Consider the following 18140-nt stretch of genomic DNA (forward strand, 5'->3'; position numbering starts at 1 on the left):
GATTATGAGACGCAGCCGGGTGGCCGCGTCAACGGTTCGGGTGCGAATTGCTTCGTGGCGTCCGGTCCTTCGGGTGTCCACGCCGGCCGCCGACCGGGCGAGGGGGAGCCGGCGCGAGGCCATGAGTCACGCAGCGCGTTCATCAGCACAGGCCCGACCCCTGGCCCGCGTCCGCCGCGCGGTCCCGTCCGCCACCGGGCTCACCGGCGGGCGCAGCCAGGCTGTCAGTCAGCCGGTCGCCGGTGTGCTGTCCCGGCCGGCCGGAAGGGGCGTATCAACGCAGTCCGGCGAAGAGATCGTTCTCGGGTACGGCCGCGCCGGTGGTGTCCTGGACCCGAACGTAGGTCTCCATGCCCATCAGCTCGCCGAACCTCTCCTTGCCCATCTTGAGGAAGAAGATGTTCTCGCCCTGACTGGCGTGCGCGGCCAATGAGTCGAACTTCTGGCCACTGAACTCGGTGGTGTCCACCCACGTGGTGATCTCGTCGTCGGGGAGGCCGATCTCGGCCAACGCGGCGGCCTCGGCAGGATCCGGCTCCGGCATGTCCTCATGGAACTCGCGCATGATCTCGCCGAACCGCTGCATCATCGAGCGGGGCATCGTGGTCCAGTACACCTTCGGTGCCAGCGCGGTCATCTCCACCGCCGCCATCGTGATGCGGTGGGCCTGGATGTGGTCGGGGTGGCCGTAGAAGCCGTTCTCGTCGTAGGTGACGACCACATCGGGTCGGTAGTGCCGCATGAGTTCCGCGAGTCGAGCGGCGCCTTCCTGCACGGGGGTCTGCCAGAAGGATCCGGGGGCGTCGTTGCCCGGCCAGCCCATCATTCCCGAGTCGGCGTAATTCAGCGTCTCCAGATCGCTGATCCCCAGGACGTCACAGCTCGCCTCGAGTTCCCGACGGCGCATCAGGGCGACCGCCGCCGGATCGTGCCCGGGATCGCCCGGTTTGACGCCCCCCGGTCCATCACCGCAACGGCCGTCGGTACACGTCACGAGAACCGTGCGGATGCCCTCCGCCGCGTACCGCGCCAGGACCCCTCCGGTTCCGGTGGCCTCGTCGTCGGGGTGGGCGTGTACTGCCATGAGCGTCAAGGGCCGGTCAGTCATGCAGCAGTCCTCCTGCAGAGATACGTCTTGGTCCGAGTGCGTGGCGGGCCTACGGGTGTCCCGCGATCGATGTAACCGTGCCGGCCGGGCCGGCTGTTCCCGGCGCGCGTTTCTGTGCGCCGGTGAAGAGGGCCGCCTGAGCTCCCTGCGCGGTTTCCCGCCCGGCTACGGCCGCCGGACATGTGGGTCGTGCATCGCGGACGGCACATGGGCCGCTGGTGGTCCTCGGCGCCACCTTGTGCTCGCAAACGCCCCTTCCTGACTGCCGGCATCCGACGTCCGAGGCGCGGCGGGTGAAGCGCTTGCTGGCGCGGCGCGGGCTGATGCCGGCGAGGCCGGCTTCGCGCATCAGCCCGCTCGACCCGTTCACGACGATCGCCACACCCTCGCGCTGGAGCACGGCCTGCACGCGGGGAACCGTAGATACCGCGGAGTCCGCGGGTACGTTGCACGTCCGGCGCGGTCCCCACACGGGAGCGTGATCTCGGCGCAAGGGGACTCGGGCGGCGGGCCCCGCGCCGGGTGTGTCATTCGGCAGGGGGTTACCGCGTGCCGGTGTGTCATTCGGCCCTGATGCTGTCCACGTACACGATGCCCTTGGTCGCCGCGCCGCTCCCATGGACGAGGTACAGATTGAACGCCGTCACCTTGGCGAGGTGAGCCGCGTCGAGCACGGCTCCGGCGTGTGCGGTGTCCCAGGGAGCGGGCGTGAACTCGCTGAAGGGTGCCCTGACCTCCTGCCCGCTCGTGTCGGACAGCGGAACCTGGTACCAGAAATCGACTCCGCCGGCGACGATCTGGAGCGCCCCGCCGTTTGCGGAACCGTCGCCCTGCAGCCACAACGCAAGGGACGTGAAGGCGGACCAGTCCGCGTCGACCGGCTTGCCCGTGCCGGTGTACTCGGCGCCGGTGAAGTCGTACGCGTAGGCCAGCCCGTAGGAGCCCGAGGACTTGTGGTCGGCGGACAGGGTGAGGGTGGGGGAGTTGACATGGGTGTATGCCTGGCTCAGGGCGGTGTCGTCTCCGGCGTATCCCTCGAAGTCGTCGACCCAGCCGGCAGGCAGGGGTGCGACCTCGCCGAGGAGGATCACGGCCGAGTCGGTGAGCGTCTTGCCGTCCGCCCGCGCGCTCACGGTGAGGGTCACCGAGCGGTTGTTCCGCGTGGCCGGGTCGATCGACCAGTCGCCCGAGTAGAAGCCGTCGGCGTCGAGGCGCAGCCGTCTGGCGCGTCCGCCGTTCACGGAGTAGGTGACCCGGCTCGCCCTCGCAGGTGTGACACGCACCCGGACGGTGGTCTTGGAGGCCGCTACGCGCTGCCGGTCCGTAGGGGTCACGAGGTGCATGAACGGGGCGTTCCTGACAGCGGTGGTGCGAGCGGAGTACACCCCCCGGAGATCGGCGGCGAACAGGGTGTAGGGGTCCTGGTGGTAGGCGACGAAGTCCGGCAGCAGGACGTGGCCCGGGTGCGGGACATAAGCACGCTTGGTGCCTCCGAAGTTGGCCCAGGTGAGCATGTACGTCATCTGACGGGCCAGCGGGTCCGCCTGGATGGCCTGCGACAGCTGGGTGAACCACTGCGGGTTGCGGACCTCGGTGCCGCCCTCCCCGAACTCGGTGAAGGCTGGTGCCTTGCCTCGCTCGTTCGCCAGCCGGACCACCATGGCCAGATCCTTCACCACACCGTCCAGCCACGGGGTCGGTCCGGCGTTTTCGTCGTAGGAGTCGTAGCCGAGGATGTCGACGAAACGGTCGCCAGGGTAGGTCTTCAGGTAGCCGGTCGGGTCGCCTCCGAAACTTGAGTTGGGCGAGTAGGCGTAGAGCAGGTTGTGGACGCCCATGGTGTCGCGCAGGTACTCGACGGTGTAGCGGAACAGCTCGATGAACTCGGCCGAGGTGGCGTGGCCGGCGCCCCACCAGAACCAGGCTCCGTTGTTCTCGTGGAAGGGGCGGAAGACGACCGGGATCGCGGTGCCGTCCGGCCGTCGTGCGCCCCTGACCGCCTTCGCGATGCGGTCGAGGAAGGCGTTGAAGGCCGCGTGTTTCGCGCCTCCGGGAAGGATCTGACTGACCACTCGGCCCGTTGTGTCGTAGAAGTTCTCGCCGGTGACGAAGTTCGGCATGTGAGCGCTGAGGGTGTTGATCCCGCCGCGTGCGTCCCCCTGCCGGATGCACCGGCTGAGCGCGGCGATGTTCTCGGCTTCGGTCCCGCCCTCGACGCCGGGGCGTTCGTCGCCGTCGAGGATCAGGGTGTCCCAGCCGAAGACTGCGGGGTAGTCGCCCACCGCCGCCCTGGTGTCGGACGCCTTGCCGTCGGGGGTGGTGAAGGTGAAGCCGTAGGTGAGGTCGTGCTGGTGACCGAACAGGATGCCTTTGCCCTGCTGCCGCTTCAGGTACGCGAACAGCGCGCGGGTGGCGGGGGTCGCCTTGTCGTCGACGATCCGGACCGGCGTCGGCAGGCCGACGAGCGCCGTGCGGGAGGTCGCCGCGGCGGCCACCGATGTTCGGGCGCCGGCTGCCGCGGCGACCGTGGCACCGAGGAGGATGAACGTGCGACGGTTCAGGGGAGAGCTGGGCATGTGTGTCTCCGTTTGACGTGGCGGTCTCTCGCCAAGGGAAGGTGCCCCCCGGGGGCCCGGTGCCCCGCTCCGAGGGGTGTCGTGGCCTGTTCCTGTCGGCGGCTCCAGGCGTCGTCGGGCACGGCGGCTGGTCGCCGTAGTCGTATGCCAGGGCCCCGGTGATCGGGTTGCCGCGGGGGCCGGCCAGGGCCTTTGTCCGAGGTTGCGGCCGGTCGTGACTTCTCCGGTCGGAGTGCGTACTTCACCGCGGGGCCGACCTTGAGCAAGATCGTGGAGCCGTCCCGGGACTCCTCGACGATCTCGATCTTGATGCTGGCGCCACGTCGTGGTCGTGCCTCGGCGTGGTCCATCGGATCGTGCCGGTCCGCGACCGCCGTCGGTGCACCCTCGTGGCCTGCGCCACCGCGAAGGCCGAGAACGTGACTGCCACCGCTGCAAGGACGACACTGGTCGCCGCTGCCCTGAGCATCCAGGGTCCGTAGGTCACCTGTGGGGGTCCTTCCCGTTACGCGGTCGGCTGCGGGCAGGTGGGGTCCTGGTCTGGGGCATCCGCAACGCACGACACACGTGTGCTTCAAGTGGCGCTATTCGACTAGAGGTTGAGGAAAAAAGAAAGGCTGAGCGGCTCGCGAGACCCAGGCGCACCCCGCTCACGCATCGCTCACGCGCTGTCGGCTGCTGGGGGCGCGTGGGTCCAGATCCGGCTGAGGTCGATCTTCACCGCGAAGGGGCCGCTGCCTTGAGGACGCAGGTGAAGACATCTCCGACCCGGTACCTCTTCGTCCTGGTCCGAGAGCGGCCATGTCCTCGCCACGAGGAACGGCCGCCCGGTGGAGCTGCCGAAGGACTGCGGGTCGTTCATTCCGGGTCGCGGCCGGTGCCGGGCTGCGGGTGGTCCGGCTGCACGACGCACGGCACGGCTGCGCCACGCTGCCAACGGCTGCCGACGTCGCGCCGAGGGTCACCATGGAGATCTTCGGACACAGCAGAATCAGCATCACTGTGGACGTGTACACGCACGTCGTGCATGACACCCAGAGCGGGCCATCAGCCACATGGACCGACTGCTCTGAAGCACATGTCCGCTGACCGCCGGGACTGCCGCCCGCGTGCGCGGTGCGACCGGTTGAGTTGCGTGCGCCGAGGCGGGATGCTGGAGGAAGTGCCCGTGATGGCCGGCACAGCGCTGTGCCGGGCGCGGCAGCTACGAGGTCGGGATACATCCATGGACAACGAGCCCGACACGACCACAGGAGCAGAGGGCGCAGTAGCACCCGGCGACTTCGCGGTCGTCATCGACGCCCGCGGTGCCGTCATGGTGTGGAGCGCCGGGGCCGGGCGACTGCTCGGGTACGAGCCGGAGGAAGTGGTGGGTCGGCCGGCCTCCGACCTCCTCGCCGCGGAGCCGGCTGTCTCCGTGCAGCGCTGTGTGGCCGCCGGAAAGCCGTGGGGGAGTGAGGTGGCGCTACGGCACCGGGGCGGAAGTCGGGTCGTTGCGCAGCTTCAGGGAATGCCGCTGGTGAACGCGGATGGCAGGACCCTCTGGCTCGTCACCGACAGGACGGTGACGCTCCTTTCCGCGCTGGCCGTCCCGGGAGCGGCGGAGCTGTGGGGCTGGACGCTCGCGCAGCTCCCGCAGCCCGTGGCGATCTACGACCGCGAAGCGCGGTTCGTGGCGGCCAACCAGTTGATGATCCAGATGTTGGGCAGGACCCAGGAGGAGATGAGAGGGCTCACCCTGTGGGAGATCGAGCCCCACCCGCCCTTCGACGAAATCGACCGTCTCCAGCGCCAGGTCCTACGTACTGGGGAGATGCTTTTCCGCGAGTACGCCGCGCAGGCCCCCGGTGAGACCCGCGCACGCGCCAGGTCGATGTTCCTCTTCCCGTTGAGGGATGGGAGCGGTGTGGTGCAGGGCATGTCGGCCTTGGTGATCGACACCACCGAGCAGTACTGGGCCCGGCGTCGCCTGGCGGTGCTCAACGACGCCAGCCTGCGCATCGGCAGCAGCCTGAACGTGACCCGGACAGTCGAGGAACTGACTGAGGTGACGGTGGACGGGTTCGCCGACTTCGCCGCCGTCGACCTGCTGGAGTCCGTCCTCCGGGGCGACGAGCCGGAACCGGTACCGCCCACCGGGCCGGTCGTCATCCGCCGCACCGCGCAGCGGTCGGTGCTCCCGGACTGCCCGGAGTCCGTGCTCACGCCGGGGGAGGCGGACGTCTTTCCCCAGGACTCGCCCCCGGTCCGGGCCCTGGTCACCGGTCGAGGCAGCCGGCACCAGGCGGGTGACCCCTTGCTGCGGGAGTGGGGGGCGGTCTCCCCGGCCCGGCCCGGGGCCCTGGGCCGGGCCATGATCCACGCGGTGATGATGGTGCCGCTGCGTGCCCGCGGGGTGACCCTGGGCCTGGTCTCCTTCCTACGGCACCGGACGGTGGAAGCCTTCAGCGAGGAAGACCTGCTGCTCGCTGAGGAGATCGCCGCCAGGGCTGCGGTGAGTATCGACAACGCCCGCCGCTACACCCGCGAGCGTCGGACCGCACTCACCCTCCAGCGCAAGCTGCTGCCCGAACGGCTGCCGGAGCTGGCGGCGGTGGACCTCGCCTACCGCTACTTCCCCGCCGGCTCGGCGGACGGGATCGGCGGAGACTGGTTCGATGTCATCGCACTGTCCGGGGGACGGGTCGCGCTGGTGGTGGGCGACGTCGTGGGACACGGCGTGCACGCCTCGGCCACGATGGGCCGCCTGCGCACAGCGGTACGGACTCTCGCCGACGCGGACTTCACCCCCGATGAACTGCTCACCCGGCTGGACGACCTGGTCATCCGCCTGGACCGGGAGGAAGGCCCGGATGCGCGACGGCAGGCGGAGGGGGCTTCGGGAGAGGTCGGGGCCACCTGTATCTACGCCGTCTACGACCCGGTCGCCGGCCTGTGCGACCTGGCACGGGCCGGGCACCCGCCTCCCGTCCTGGTGACCTCCGACGGGACCGCACAAGTCCTGGACCTGCCCGCCGGGCCACCGCTCGGCCTGGGCGGTCTGCCCTTCGAGTCCGCGCGGATCGAAGTGGGCGAGGGCAGCCTGCTCGCCCTCTACACCGACGGCCTGATCGAAGCCCCCGGTCGCGATATCGACATCGGACTGGAGCTGCTGACCGAAGCGCTTCGCCGCCCGGTCGCCGACCTGGAGGAAGCCTGCGACGAAGTACTGCGCAAGGTGCGGTCCAACTCGCCTGCCGACGACATCGTCCTGCTTCTGGCCCACACCACCGGTCTCGGCGCGGACCAGGTGCGCACCTGGCAGCTGCCCGTGGATCCCGCGGCCGTCGCCGGGGCCCGCCGGATGGCGAGCGAACAGCTGGCCGCCTGGGGCCTGGCCGAGCTCGAGTTCTCCACCGAGCTGATCGTGAGCGAGCTGGTCACCAACGCCATCCGCTACGGCGGCGCCCCCATCGAGCTGCGGCTCATCGCAGCCGAGGCACTCATCTGCGAGGTCTCTGACGGCAGCAGCACCGCCCCGCACCTGCGGCGAGCCCGCATGTTCGACGAGGGCGGACGCGGACTACTGCTCGTCGCCCAGGTCGCCGAGCGCTGGGGCAGCCGCCAGACCTCCGCCGGCAAGACGATCTGGGCCGAGCAACCTCTGCCGGGTTGACCGTCCCGGCGAGTGCGACAGCCGACGGGGAGCGTGGGGCAGGACAAGGTCGCCCTGCCTCGCAACCGCGGATCGGGCACCTACGGCTCGATCGCCTCCGGGTCACCCACCTGTCAAAGATGTTCGAGGCCATCGCCGAGGCCGACGTCGAGATCGCCGAGGGCAACGCAGCCCGCCGCAAGGCGTTCGAGGACCTCGCCCAGATCCCCCTACGCGCTCTTCCACCTGACCGCCTTTCGCGGGCTGCGACGCGGTGAGGCATGCGGCCAGAAGTGGACGCATACCCACTCGGACGCCGGGCTCATCACCGTCGCCAAGCAACTCGTGGTCGACGGTTGGGAGGTGTACGAGGACGACCCCAAGACCGACGCCGGCGCACGCACCGTCGCGCTCGACTCCGACACGGTCCAGCACTCAAGCGGCACCGCGCCCAGCAGGACAAGGACCGCGAAGAATGAGGGAACGCCTGGGCGGAGACCGGACGCGTCTTCACCAAGGAGAACGGCGAGTTGCCCCACCCCGCCAACGTGACCCGGCGGTTCGTCGAGCTGTACGAGGAGGCCGGCCTCCCGCCGGTCCGGCTCCACGACCTCCGCCACGGCGCGGCGACCCTCGCCCACGCGGGCCGGGGCCGACCGGAAGGACATCCAGGAGATGCTCGGCCACTCCTCGATCACCATCACGGCCGACACATACACGAGCCTGCTCCCCGAGGCGGACCTCGCCATCGCCGAGGCCGCTGCCCGGCTCGTACCGCGTGCCCGCGCGACCGCGGTCTTTTGCAGCGCGCCCGAGTCCTCCAAGGCGGCATCGTCCAGCAGCCGGCGGGAGACCGTGCCCGTGCCGGCACCCACGTCGAACAGCGCCACCCCGGGCCGACCCCGAGTGCCCGCAGCCGCGCCATGGTGATGTTGTCGTAGGCGAGGGCGCCGAAGTCGATGCGCTCGCCCTCGTCTGCCTGTTCCGGACGGAATACGGCCTCGCCGTAGCGGCCGCCGCCCGGCGCGTCCCGGCCCGGCGCGTCCCCGCGCGGAGCGCCGGTCACGTCGCGCTCGGCGTGACGCCGAGGGTGTCGTCCTTGATGACTTCCAGCGCCCGGTCGGCGAGGAACCGGAACAGCGGATCGTCGAACGGTCTCATGGGCGGACCTCTTCACGCGGTGGGGCGGTGTCGGGCGGCCCTAACCGAGATCGCCGCCCCACCGATGCTCCACCGGCGGCAGCCCGCCCGGCCGAGGCGCGCAGTGCCTGAGCCGATTGGACCTTGGGGTGTGGCACATGAAGCAGCCGAGTTGGCGAGTGGTGCCAACTCGGCTGAGCAGCCACGTATCAGTAGCTGCGGGCCTCGATCCATTCGTCGTTCTGCTCGGCCAGTACCGTGCCGACCGGCCGGATCACGGCGGGCCGGTCACTGCGGGCAGTGGTGCGGGCGGTGTCATCCCCATGGCGGCTCCCGCGACAGCCCGCCAAAGCCCCGCAAGCCGCTGTGTCAGATGCTCGGGCTACGGCTTCCCGCCGCCCATCGGCGGCGGCCCTGAACTGATCCCGGTTCCGTGGAGTTCCTGATACCAGGTCTACGGTCCTGGCATCAGGACCGCACACGAACGCCGGGAGGAGGAGCGGGGACGACGGGCAGTTCGGTGCCCTGAGGCCGCAGGGGCGGGACGGTCGGCCGCTCGGGAACGACCGTACCGGTGCGCCGGAACCGGCTCGGGCTGACGCCTCGGATCCGTTTGAACGCTGCGCTGAACGCGAACGCGTCGGAGTAGCCCACGGTGCGGCCGATCTCCGCGACGGTCGCCGCCTCACGTTCGGCCAGCAGGTCCGCCGCGAGCGTCATGCGCCAGCGGGTGAGGTAGGTCAGCGGCGGTTCGCCGACCAGGTCGGCGAACCGCTTCGCCAACGTGGAACGTGACACTCCGGTCCGGTCGGCCAGCGAGGACACCGTCCACGGGGCCGCTGGTTCGGCGTGCAGCAGGCGCAGCGCGTCGCCGACCACCGGGTCCCGCTGGGCGGCGTACCAGGCGGGCGGCTCGCCGCCGGGCCGGTCGAAGTACTCGCGCAGCGCGCACACCAGCATCCAGTCCAGCAGCCGGTCGAGGACCACCTGCTGGCCCGGGGTGTCGGTGGCGACCTCGGCGGCGAGGTGGTCGAGTACGGCGTCGGTCCCGCCGCCGGATACGACGTGCAGCACGACGGGCAGCCCGTCCAGCAGCCTGCGGCTGATCTCGCCGCGTACCGGGTAGGCGCCGACGATCAGCGTCGTCGCGCCGTCGCCGGCGTCGCCGTCGCAGTCGTTCCAGCCGAGCCGGTGCCGGGTCCCGCCTTGCTCGGGCGTCGCGCAGTGCTCGCCGCACGCGATCGGTTCGGCCCGGGTGCCGACCTCGTCGACGAAGGTGAACGGTGCGGGGCCCCGCACGATGACCGTCTCGCCGGCGCGGAGCTGTTCGGGCGGGCGGTGCTCCGGCACGATCCAGCCCGCCCCGCCGAGGACGGTGCACAACGTCAGCGGCGCGCCGTCCACGAAGTGCAACGCCCAGGGCGGGGACAGGATCGAGTTGCCGAACAACGAGCCCTGGGCCCGCATCCCGCGGAAGAGGTCACCGAACGCGTCCACCCCACCGAGGTTAGACGATCACACATGCGATCCGGCTTTTCATCTATGTATTCGTCCGAGCAGACGCCGTTGAATCGCTGCCATGAGCAACGACACCACCCTCGTCCTCGGCGCCACCGGCAAGACCGGCCGACGGGTCGCCGCCCGGTTGCGGCTGCGCGGCACGCAGGTGCGCGCCGCCTCCCGATCCAGCCGGACCCGCTTCGACTGGTCCGACCCCGACGGCTGGGATTCGGCCCTGCAGGGCACCACCTCCGCCTACGTGGTACCCCCGCCCGTGCCCGGACCGGTACACGAGTTCGTGGCGCGGGCCGAGGCCGCCGGCGTGCAGCACCTTGTCCTGCTCTCCGGGCACGGCGCCGACGCCTGGGGCGACTCCACGTTCGGCCTGGACATGCGCTCGGCCGAAGACGCCGTGCGCGGCTCGGCACTGGAGTGGACCGTCCTGCGGCCGTCGAACTTCAACCAGAACTTCGACGAGGACCTCTTCCACGCCCCGCTGGTCGCCGGCGAACTGGCGCTCCCGGCCGGTGCTGTCCCCGAGCCGTTCATCGACCTGGAGGACGTCGCCGACGCCGCGGCCGCGGTGCTGGCCGAGCCCGGCCGGCACGCCGGGCGGATCTACGAGCTGACCGGGCCGCGCGCGCTGACCTTCGAGGAGGCCGTCGAGCTGATCTCCCGGGCGTCCGGACTGCCCATGACCTACAAGCGGCTTTCCCCCGCCGAGTACACCGCGGCGCTGGTCGCGGAGGGGTGGGGCGAGGACGACGCGCACCACGTCGCCGAGATGTTCGTGTTGATGGAGCGCGGGGTGATTGCCGAAACGACGGACGGTATCGCCACCGTGTTGGGGCGAGCGCCCCGAAACTTCGAGGACTACGTGGTGCGGGCCGCGGCAGCGGGAGCCTGGCGGCCATGACCTCTCGGGCGGCCGTCCAGCGGCTGCGCCGGACTCCGGCGGTGGGGGTGTTGCGCGCCGGGGTGGTCTCCCAACGGTTGCCGCCGCGCATCCGGTCCGCGCTGTCAGCCCGCCGTGATCGCGGTGAGCGAACGGAGCGAAACCTCCATCCACCGTCACGCCAGCATCTTCTGAAAGGACCGCAATGAGCACCGCCACCAGCCGGCTGACCGCCGAGGACCTCGAGTTCCTCGGACGCCCCCTGCACGGGTTCCTGTCCGTGGCCGGGGGAACGCAGCCGCCACAGCCCCGGCCAGTGTGGTTCGAGGCCACCGCAGAGGGGACGATCCAGTTCTTCACGGAGCCGGGCTCGCTGAAGGTGCGGCGCCTGCACCGCGACCCCCGCGCCTCGATCGTTGTCGCAGCCCCGGTAGGTGAGCGTGAGCGCTGGGTGTCCGTCGTCGGCCGCACCACGATGGCGGCCGACGGAGCGCACGACCTGTGTTCCCGCCTCGCCGCTCGCTACTGGGACCTCGACGACCAGGCCCGGGCCCACGACCTCGCCATGATGCTGGCCGCTGACCCACTCCGCGTCGTCATCCACCCGGAGACCGTGCACCGCTACGGGCACTGACCTCCAGCCTCAGCTCGCGCCACCGGTACGTCGGACTGCGCAAAGATAGTTGCCAGCGTGCCCAGCGTGCCCTGGTTTCCGCGTACTCTCCGGTGCGCGGCCGGGCCGGTACGCTTGAACGTGGCCAGTCGTCAGGCCGCGTTGGTGTCCCGGCCGGTGGCCCTGAGGCAGTTCTTCAGACGGTAGGCCGAGGCAGTCGGTCACGATGTGCCGCTTCCGCCCGTTGATCTGCTTGCCTCCGTCGTAGCCGCGTGAGCCGGCGGGTACCGTCGCGGCGGCCTTCACCGACTGCGCGTCGATGATCCCGGCCGTCGGTTCCGCCTCGCGGCCCTCGCGGACCCGGACCCGGTCACGAAGCCGGTCGTGGAACTCGGTGATCAGTCCGTGCTGCCGCCCACGGCGGAAGAAGGCGTAGACGCGGTCCCAGCCGGGGAAGTCCACGGGCATTGACCGCCAGGAGATCCCGCCCGCCACGAGATAGCGGATCGCATCCAACATCTGCCGGTGGCAGTACCCTTCGGGCTGCCCGCCCGGCCCTCCAGCCAGGCCGGCGTGGGCAACAGCGGCCGTACCACCGTCCACTCCTCGTCGCTCATGTCCGAGGGATACCGGCGCACCCGGTCCGGATGATCTGCCGCGTTGTCGTACACGTGCGCGAGGCAATCGCACGACACGCCCAGTCCGCCGGCCTCCGCGTCATCCGGCTGCACGATGCCCGGCACGGCACCGCCACCCTCCTCACGGCGGCCGGAGTCGCGCCCCGCGTGGTGATGGAGATCCTCGGCCACTCCCAGATCAGCATCACCATGAACGTCTACACGCACGTCGTACAGGACACGCAGCGCGAAGCCATGAGCCACATGGACCGGCTGCTCAGGAGACGCCCCATCCGCGAGTGACTGCCCGCGTTGATGTCAGAAGTAGATGTCAAAGGCCCCGGACCATGATCGGTCCGGGGCCTTTTGGCTGGTGCCCCCGGCAGGATTCGAACCTGCGACACCCGCTTTAGGAGTTTTCCTTGGGCGGGGCTGTGACCTGCGGAAACGCCGACATTACGGTGCCTGGCCTGGGGAAATACCCCTCCGTAGTTCTCACGTGTTCACGGAGGTTCCCGACCTTATGTGTGCTGAATCCGTTCTGCCAGGCCCTCGTCCGACGACGAGTCGACGGCAACCTTGTAGCGCCGGGCCGGGTCCGCGACCGCCGACCAGAGCTCGTCGTCGACGGTGACGCATTCGTCGCCGTATGCCGGATAGCCGTGCTCCTGGACCGATGTGTGCCGTGTCAGTCACCGCATCACGGGCACCGACGGCTGCGGCAGCGCGTCTCTAGGCCGGGACGCCGGGGTGCCTGAGCGGTGCTCCGGCCTCATGGAGGCTGGTGAGGGCCTGCCGGTAGGAGGTGATCAGCCCGGTCTCGAGGTAGTCCACGCCCAGTTCCTCGCAGTAGCGGCGGACGATGGTTCGGGCCTTGCGCAGGTTGGGGCTGGGCATGCTGGGGAACAGGTGGTGCTCGATCTGGTGGTTCAGCCCGCCCAGTGCGATGTCGGTGAACCGGCCGCCGCGCACGTTGCGTGAGGTGAGCACCTGGCGGCGGAGGAAGTCCGGGCGGTCATCGCCCGTCAGGATCGGCATGCCCTTGTGGTTCGGAGCGAAGAGGGAGCCGAGGTAGACGCCGAACAGGCCCTGGTGGACGACGATGAAGGCGATCGCCATGCCGGGCGGCAGCAGCCAGAGCACGACGGTCAGATAGAGCGCGAAGTGCGCGAACAGCAGGGTGCCGTCGAGCGTTCGGTGCTTGAGCGAGCGGTTGGCCAGCGCCTTCACGCTCGACACGTGCAGGTTGACGCCCTCCAGGGTGAGGAGCGGGAAGAACAGGAACGCCTGCCAGCGGCCGATGAGGCGGGGGAGCCCCTTGGCGGCCCGAGCCTGGTCCCGGGACCAGACCAGCAGGTCGGGGTCGAGGTCGGGGTCGAGTTCCTCGTGGTTGGGGTTGGCGTGGTGGCGGGTGTGCTTGTCCTGCCACCATCCGTAGCTCATCCCGACGCCGGTGCCGGCGATCCGGCCGGATGCTTCGCTGGCCCGGCGTCGGCGGAACACCTGGCGGTGGGCCGCGTCATGGGCGATCAGGGCGACCTGGCCGAAGACGACGGCCAGGAAGCCGGCGACGGTCAGCGTCCACCAACTGTCGCCGATGAGCGCGACGGCGGCCCACCCACCGACGTAGAGCACGGCCACCACTGTGATCCGCACTGCGTAATAGCCCGGACGGCGCCCTAACAGGCCGGCATCAGCGATCCTTCTCGACAATCGGGCGAAGTCACTGCCCGACGCCTCCGAAGGCGGGGGGCGGACCGTGGTGTCTATGGTCATGTTGCTGTAACTCTCTCCGAAGGAGGCAGATGGTCAGGCGCCGCCTCGGAGTTGCTGAGACCGGGCCACAGGAAGGGATGCGCTTTCGCCGTTGCGGATACACATCGCGCGAGGAGCAGGGGCGACGACGACATCCCTCTCCGCATGCGGGTTCCCTGCCAGGCAGGTCTCACACCGTGGCAGGACAGGGCTGGCGGAGCAACGGCCGCGCGCTTTCAGGGAACGGGGAAGGGGGGCGGCTGATCACTGAGGGGCACTCATCACGGTGACCGGCGAGGTCCGTCGCCAGGCCGCGGTTTCCGTGATGAGGACGGCGACAGTGGCCGGGACCGGGGTCTCAGTGGTGGCTGCCTCGGCTACCGCCTCCCGGACGGCGCGGGCGACTTTCAGCGGATGGTGTCCGGGGCCGACCGCGAGGTGAACCTCGATGTGTCGGCCGGGTGGATCATCATGGTCCTCCACCCTGACCGGGCGGCTGCCCAGCACGGCGGTGAGGCGGGCGACGCCCGGCACACCCGCTGCCATGTCCGCCAGCTCCCTGACGAGTCCCCGCATGGACCCTGTTCCGGTCACCGGGGGCGAGCTCCGCGGCTCCGCAGCTTCCGGCGTGGGCCTCATGGCCGTCGTCGCGGTCCGAGAAGTCATGCCTGCCTCCGGGACCTCACGGAGATCCGTTACGCGCATGTCAGCCGTCACCGTGGCCAGCCCGAGCCGTTCAGTTGCCGCGCCCAGCAGTGTGCTCCTCAATTCGTCGGCGGTCTCCGGCAGCGGCCGCACGAGGGATGCGGTGAAGGCGGCCTCGATGGTGAGCGGGCCAGGCGGTAGCGCGCTGGCCGGCGGACGGACGGCTGGCTCGGACACGGGTTGGAGCGGCGCCGACCCGATGCGCAGGGACTCCAGTCGGACACCTGGGACCTCGGCGGCAGTGTGCCCGAGGGCCTGGACGGCCGCTTGCTCGGTGATCCACGTCCCGTCGTGGGGCCCGCCGAGCGGGAGCAGCCGGCCCAGGTCGAGCTGGCTTCGTACTGCCTGCGTCCACGCCTCGGTCACTGGCCTCTCACCGTTCTTCTCCACGGCCGCGGTTCTCTTCCCGCGGCGCTCTGCCCGGAGTGTCCGCGAGAGCTCGGGGCAGGGGCCTCAGGCCACTCGTCGGACCACCCCGTCTCACGCTCTACAGCCGGGCAAAAGGTACTAAAAAGACTATAATCCGAGTAATGGGTGCTCTGTGGCCTCGCGAGGGAGGAATATCCCGATGACTGAGAACACCGGCGTCAGGCTCGGCGCTGCGCCCGGTTCTCGCGGCCGGACGACCATCGCCGATGTGGTGGTGGAGAAGATCGCCGGAATGGCGGCACGGGACGTACGCGGCGTTTATGCCCTGGGCAGCGGATTCGCCCGCTCGATGGGATCCATGCGGGAGCGGATGCCCGGCGCCGGCAGTGGCAAATCCGCCACGCGTGGGGTCAGTGTCGAGGTTGGAGAGCTGCAGGCGGCCATCGATCTGGAGGTCGTCGTCGACTACGGCGTTTCGATCACGGACGTGGCCGCCGCGGTGCGGGAGAACGTGATCTCCGCGGTGGAGCGGATGGCGGGTCGGGAAGTCGTGGAAGTCAACATCATGGTCAGCGACGTGAAGCTGCCCGACGAGGAGGACGAAGGGGAGGAGCGGCAGCGGATCCAGTAGCCGGGGCGGCAGCCAGCTTGAGTGAAGGAGCGCGAAATGAGCAGGGCCGTGGTGGGCTTGATGGCCGGAATGGCGCTGGGTTTCGCCGCGTATTTCGGTGACTTCTGGGCTTTCCTGCTGGTGCTGGGGCTGGGCCTCGTCGGTCTCGTCATCGGGCGGTTCATGGAGGGTGATCTCGAACCGGGCGACTTCGTCCGTCGCCGGGACCGGCAGGATCGGATCCGAGATGACCGGCGACAGGCTCGGGGAGACTGGCGGCGGTGAGCGGGGAAACCGATGAGCGTCCGGGCGTCCCCCGCGGGGAGCGCGGGGCGACCGCCGTCACCGACCGGGTCGTCGCGAAGATCGCTGCCCGGGTGGCGCGCGAGGCGCTGAGCCGGTTCACCGAGTCGGCCGGCCATGTACCTCCCGGCCGCCGGAAGCCACACGTGAGCACATCCGTACGGCGGGCGCCGGAACGGACCAGCGCAGGACGAGACGCCGAGTCCGCCGCCGGACGGCAGGCGGTGCTCGGCGAGGCACGGATGCGCATCACCGTCGAGCTCGGCTATCCGTCCGACATCGGGGCGCAGTGCGCCGCGGTGCGCCGGGAGGTCACCGAACGGCTCAGGACATGGGCCGGCATGAAGGTGTCCGACCTCGCGGTATCGGTCGAGCACCTGCACTCGGCGCATACGCGGCACACGGACCGGGAGAGGGTGAGATGAGCGCGAACACCTCGCGGCAGCCGACCGGTGACAGCGACCTCTCCTCCGGTCCGGGACAGGCGGCTCCGACCGCCGACGGCACCCCGGGGGCGGCCGAGGACGCTACGAAGGTGATCGACGGATCAGGCCGGCCGACGCACCGTTTCTGGTCCGGGCGGCGGATCCCCGCGGCCTTGGCAGCCCTGCTGTCCGCCGCGGCCGTCGGATTTCTCCTGTACGACGTGGTCGCGGTGCGGGCAGGTCGTAATGCGATGCGCTGGCGGCGGCGGCTCGCCAAGGAACTGGCCACACGGCCCCTGGACGACGTCTGGATGATCGTCGGGGCCGCAGTGGCGATGGCCCTCGGCCTGTGGCTTTTCCTGCTGGCGGTGACGCCGGGACTGCGCAGGCTGCTGCCCATGCGGCGGCCCACCGGTATCCCTGGGACAGAGGACGTCCGAGCCGGGCTTGACCGCCGCGCGGCCGCGCTGGTTCTGCGCGACCGGGCCATGCAGGTGCCCGGCGTCCAGTCGGCACAGGTCGCTGTCGGCCGCCGTAAGGTCAAAGCCCAGGCACGGGCACATTTCCGCGACCTCGAGGAGGTCCGCGCGGACCTGCACGCCGAGCTGGGCGAAGCCGTGACGTCCTTGGGCCTGGCCCGGCAACCCACACTGGCCGTGCGCGTCCGGCGCCCCAAGAAGGGCTGAGGTGATCCTGATGCTCAAGACGGCGAACCGGGTGCTGCTCGCACTGCTCGGCCTCGGACTGTTCGCCCTGGGCGGCGGCGTACTGCTGGGCGCACTGGACCTGCAGCGCCACTGGGACTTCGACGTGCCGGGCTGGTGGCCCTTCCGTGGGCCGGACGATGTGGTGCTGGGCACCGAGGGACGCACCCGGTGGCGGGAAGAGGACTGGTGGTGGCCGACCGTCATCGCGGTGCTCGCCGTGCTGCTGGCCCTGCTGCTGTGGTGGCTCCTAGCGCAACGCAGACACCGCCTGGACCGTGTACTCGTCGACAGCGAAGACGGCGCGGCAGCCCGACTCAACGGCCGCACACTGGAGAACGTCATCGAGGAAGAGGCGCAAGCCCTGGACGGGGTCTCGCGCGCTCATGTCCGGCTGACGGGCCGACGTACCGCTCCGACCGCACGCGTGCGGCTGCTGTTGGAGCCTCACGCCGATCCAGCGCGGGCTCTTGGGCAGCTGAGCTGCGAAACACTCGCACACGCACGGGACTCGGCCGGCCTGGACCGCCTCCCCTCGAAGGTCCGACTCCGGGAAGCCCGCCACCGCGCCAAACGCGCCACCTAGGACCCCCTGGGCTAAGCCTCATGGGGGTATCGGCCGCGAAGCGCCCCGGATTACTGGAACCCGAGCGTTTTGGCACGCGGAGGAGTGAACGAACAGCACGCTGCCTGGCGCACTCGCTTCGCTGACGGCGTGCGCAAAGACACCTGCCTTGGTTGTCGTCGGCATCATCCTGAGAACCCTGAGGTCGGTGGGGCACGCCGTCGGCGGAGGCCGCCACCCTGGTGGCGGCCTTGTGCACCGGGGCCGTCACGTATCACCCCTCGGCCGACGCGACATCGAGCACAGGCACAGCGTGTCCTGCCGTAGCCGAGAGAACACGCAGATCTCGCACGGTTCCAGGAGGCATCCCGTCATGGTCCTCTTCCTGATCCTGCTCATCGCCGGAATCGCTCTGGTCGCCATCGGCGCGGCCGTCGACGGCATGCCCTACCTGATGTCCATCGGCGTACTGCTTCTCATCGTCGATCTGCTCTACCTGGCGGCCCGCTCCATCTGGCGCTCCACCCGGCGCCCGGCCCGCTGACCGGCTTTCCGCCGATCACGTCATGGCCGGCACGTCGCCACCAAACGCCAGTCACCACAAGGGGCTTGGTTCGACGG

General features: G+C 70.1%; 17 protein-coding genes and 3 pseudogenes. 13 read left to right on the top strand and 7 right to left on the bottom strand.

Translation table 11 applies throughout. The features are described from left to right. Window positions 1-274: 274 nt before the first annotated feature. Together FDO69_RS13815 and FDO69_RS13820 are read right to left on the bottom strand one after the other, a co-directional pair. Window positions 275-1108: a PIG-L family deacetylase gene (locus FDO69_RS13815; protein ID WP_104780099.1), complete on the bottom strand. Its 834-nt coding sequence runs from the start codon at window positions 1106-1108 to the stop codon at window positions 275-277. A 560-nt stretch (window positions 1109-1668) separates the two neighbouring features. After that, on the bottom strand, window positions 1669-3684 hold the full coding sequence (locus tag FDO69_RS13820; protein ID WP_104780100.1) for a glycosyl hydrolase: 2016 nt from the start codon (window positions 3682-3684) through the stop codon (window positions 1669-1671). A gap of 785 nt (window positions 3685-4469) precedes the next feature. On the opposite strand from FDO69_RS13820, the pseudogene FDO69_RS13825 reads away from it, so the two are divergent. From FDO69_RS13825 to FDO69_RS41155, 3 genes and pseudogenes are all read left to right on the top strand, one after another. Further along, window positions 4470-4757: pseudogene (locus FDO69_RS13825) on the top strand (tyrosine-type recombinase/integrase); the annotation flags it as partial. Window positions 4758-4909: 152 nt separating this feature from the next. Next, window positions 4910-7339: a SpoIIE family protein phosphatase gene (locus tag FDO69_RS13830; RefSeq protein WP_104780101.1), complete on the top strand. Its 2430-nt coding sequence runs from the start codon at window positions 4910-4912 to the stop codon at window positions 7337-7339. 119 nt (window positions 7340-7458) lie between these two features. Further along, on the top strand, window positions 7459-7596 hold the full coding sequence (locus FDO69_RS41155; protein ID WP_159030611.1) for a hypothetical protein: 138 nt from the start codon (window positions 7459-7461) through the stop codon (window positions 7594-7596). Window positions 7597-8139: 543 nt separating this feature from the next. On the opposite strand, the pseudogene FDO69_RS41930 reads toward FDO69_RS41155, so the two are convergent. Together FDO69_RS41930 and FDO69_RS13845 are read right to left on the bottom strand one after the other, a co-directional pair. Then, window positions 8140-8384, bottom strand: a pseudogene (locus FDO69_RS41930) (SAM-dependent methyltransferase); the annotation flags it as partial. 542 nt (window positions 8385-8926) lie between these two features. After that, the gene (locus FDO69_RS13845) at window positions 8927-9955 is read right to left on the bottom strand and encodes an AraC family transcriptional regulator (protein ID WP_104780102.1); all 1029 of its coding nucleotides are present in this window, start codon (window positions 9953-9955) and stop codon (window positions 8927-8929) included. Between the two features lie 82 nt (window positions 9956-10037). On the opposite strand from FDO69_RS13845, the gene FDO69_RS13850 reads away from it, so the two are divergent. Next, a complete protein-coding gene (locus tag FDO69_RS13850) occupies window positions 10038-10874 on the top strand; it encodes an NAD(P)H-binding protein (protein ID WP_104780103.1) in 837 nt (278 codons plus the stop codon). Between the two features lie 184 nt (window positions 10875-11058). Continuing rightward, entirely contained in the window at window positions 11059-11487 is a 429-nt protein-coding gene (locus tag FDO69_RS13855) for a pyridoxamine 5'-phosphate oxidase family protein (RefSeq protein WP_104780104.1), read from the top strand. 9 nt (window positions 11488-11496) lie between these two features. Here the strand turns inward: FDO69_RS13855 and FDO69_RS41935 are convergent, their stop codons facing one another. Continuing rightward, window positions 11497-11985: a transposase gene (locus FDO69_RS41935; RefSeq protein ID WP_234387928.1), complete on the bottom strand. Its 489-nt coding sequence runs from the start codon at window positions 11983-11985 to the stop codon at window positions 11497-11499. Between the two features lie 6 nt (window positions 11986-11991). On the opposite strand from FDO69_RS41935, the gene FDO69_RS42690 reads away from it, so the two are divergent. Continuing rightward, on the top strand, window positions 11992-12117 hold the full coding sequence (locus FDO69_RS42690; protein ID WP_267896233.1) for a hypothetical protein: 126 nt from the start codon (window positions 11992-11994) through the stop codon (window positions 12115-12117). A gap of 38 nt (window positions 12118-12155) precedes the next feature. After that, window positions 12156-12386 (top strand): annotated as a pseudogene (locus tag FDO69_RS13865) (tyrosine-type recombinase/integrase); the annotation flags it as partial. A 429-nt stretch (window positions 12387-12815) separates the two neighbouring features. On the opposite strand, the gene FDO69_RS13870 reads toward FDO69_RS13865, so the two are convergent. Then, window positions 12816-13859, bottom strand: coding sequence for a fatty acid desaturase family protein (locus tag FDO69_RS13870; RefSeq protein WP_104780105.1), 1044 nt, complete (start codon window positions 13857-13859; stop codon window positions 12816-12818). Between the two features lie 243 nt (window positions 13860-14102). Beyond that, window positions 14103-14384 carry a hypothetical protein gene (locus tag FDO69_RS43035; protein WP_420878506.1) on the bottom strand — a complete coding sequence of 94 codons (282 nt, stop codon included), beginning with the start codon at window positions 14382-14384 and terminating at the stop codon, window positions 14103-14105. 727 nt (window positions 14385-15111) lie between these two features. On the opposite strand from FDO69_RS43035, the gene FDO69_RS13880 reads away from it, so the two are divergent. The 6 genes from FDO69_RS13880 (at window position 15112) to FDO69_RS41160 (ending at window position 18063) form a co-directional block, all read left to right on the top strand. Further along, on the top strand, window positions 15112-15543 hold the full coding sequence (locus FDO69_RS13880) for an Asp23/Gls24 family envelope stress response protein (protein ID WP_104780107.1): 432 nt from the start codon (window positions 15112-15114) through the stop codon (window positions 15541-15543). A 36-nt stretch (window positions 15544-15579) separates the two neighbouring features. Further along, on the top strand, window positions 15580-15807 hold the full coding sequence (locus FDO69_RS13885) for a hypothetical protein (protein ID WP_020115651.1): 228 nt from the start codon (window positions 15580-15582) through the stop codon (window positions 15805-15807). After that, entirely contained in the window at window positions 15804-16250 is a 447-nt protein-coding gene (locus FDO69_RS13890) for a hypothetical protein (RefSeq protein ID WP_104780108.1), read from the top strand. The genes FDO69_RS13885 and FDO69_RS13890 overlap by 4 nt, the downstream gene beginning before the upstream one ends. Continuing rightward, the gene (locus FDO69_RS13895; protein WP_104780109.1) at window positions 16247-16936 is read left to right on the top strand and encodes a DUF6286 domain-containing protein; all 690 of its coding nucleotides are present in this window, start codon (window positions 16247-16249) and stop codon (window positions 16934-16936) included. Before FDO69_RS13890 ends, FDO69_RS13895 begins: the two co-directional genes overlap by 4 nt. Before the next feature lie 10 nt (window positions 16937-16946). Next, window positions 16947-17540: an alkaline shock response membrane anchor protein AmaP gene (amaP, locus tag FDO69_RS13900; RefSeq protein ID WP_104780291.1), complete on the top strand. Its 594-nt coding sequence runs from the start codon at window positions 16947-16949 to the stop codon at window positions 17538-17540. A gap of 352 nt (window positions 17541-17892) precedes the next feature. Continuing rightward, entirely contained in the window at window positions 17893-18063 is a 171-nt protein-coding gene (locus FDO69_RS41160) for a hypothetical protein (protein WP_167526585.1), read from the top strand. Window positions 18064-18140: the final 77 nt, after the last annotated feature.

The sequence above is a fragment of the Streptomyces tibetensis genome, from assembly GCF_007655005.1.
Classification (GTDB): Bacteria; Actinomycetota; Actinomycetes; order Streptomycetales; family Streptomycetaceae; genus Streptomyces; species Streptomyces tibetensis.

Coding starts and splice junctions, on each gene's coding strand:
- FDO69_RS41160 (WP_167526585.1), top strand. CDS start 17,893: ATGGTCCTCTTCCTGATCCTGCTCATCGCCGGAATCGCTCTGGTCGCC.
- FDO69_RS13830 (WP_104780101.1), top strand. CDS start 4,910: ATGGACAACGAGCCCGACACGACCACAGGAGCAGAGGGCGCAGTAGCA.
- FDO69_RS13885 (WP_020115651.1), top strand. CDS start 15,580: ATGAGCAGGGCCGTGGTGGGCTTGATGGCCGGAATGGCGCTGGGTTTC.
- FDO69_RS13895 (WP_104780109.1), top strand. CDS start 16,247: ATGAGCGCGAACACCTCGCGGCAGCCGACCGGTGACAGCGACCTCTCC.
- FDO69_RS41155 (WP_159030611.1), top strand. CDS start 7,459: ATGTTCGAGGCCATCGCCGAGGCCGACGTCGAGATCGCCGAGGGCAAC.
- FDO69_RS13815 (WP_104780099.1), bottom strand. CDS start 1,108: ATGACTGACCGGCCCTTGACGCTCATGGCAGTACACGCCCACCCCGAC.
- FDO69_RS13870 (WP_104780105.1), bottom strand. CDS start 13,859: ATGACCATAGACACCACGGTCCGCCCCCCGCCTTCGGAGGCGTCGGGC.
- FDO69_RS41935 (WP_234387928.1), bottom strand. CDS start 11,985: ATGTTGGATGCGATCCGCTATCTCGTGGCGGGCGGGATCTCCTGGCGG.
- FDO69_RS13820 (WP_104780100.1), bottom strand. CDS start 3,684: ATGCCCAGCTCTCCCCTGAACCGTCGCACGTTCATCCTCCTCGGTGCC.
- FDO69_RS13880 (WP_104780107.1), top strand. CDS start 15,112: ATGACTGAGAACACCGGCGTCAGGCTCGGCGCTGCGCCCGGTTCTCGC.
- amaP (WP_104780291.1), top strand. CDS start 16,947: ATGCTCAAGACGGCGAACCGGGTGCTGCTCGCACTGCTCGGCCTCGGA.
- FDO69_RS43035 (WP_420878506.1), bottom strand. CDS start 14,384: ATGGCAGCGGGTGTGCCGGGCGTCGCCCGCCTCACCGCCGTGCTGGGC.
- FDO69_RS13850 (WP_104780103.1), top strand. CDS start 10,038: ATGAGCAACGACACCACCCTCGTCCTCGGCGCCACCGGCAAGACCGGC.
- FDO69_RS13855 (WP_104780104.1), top strand. CDS start 11,059: ATGAGCACCGCCACCAGCCGGCTGACCGCCGAGGACCTCGAGTTCCTC.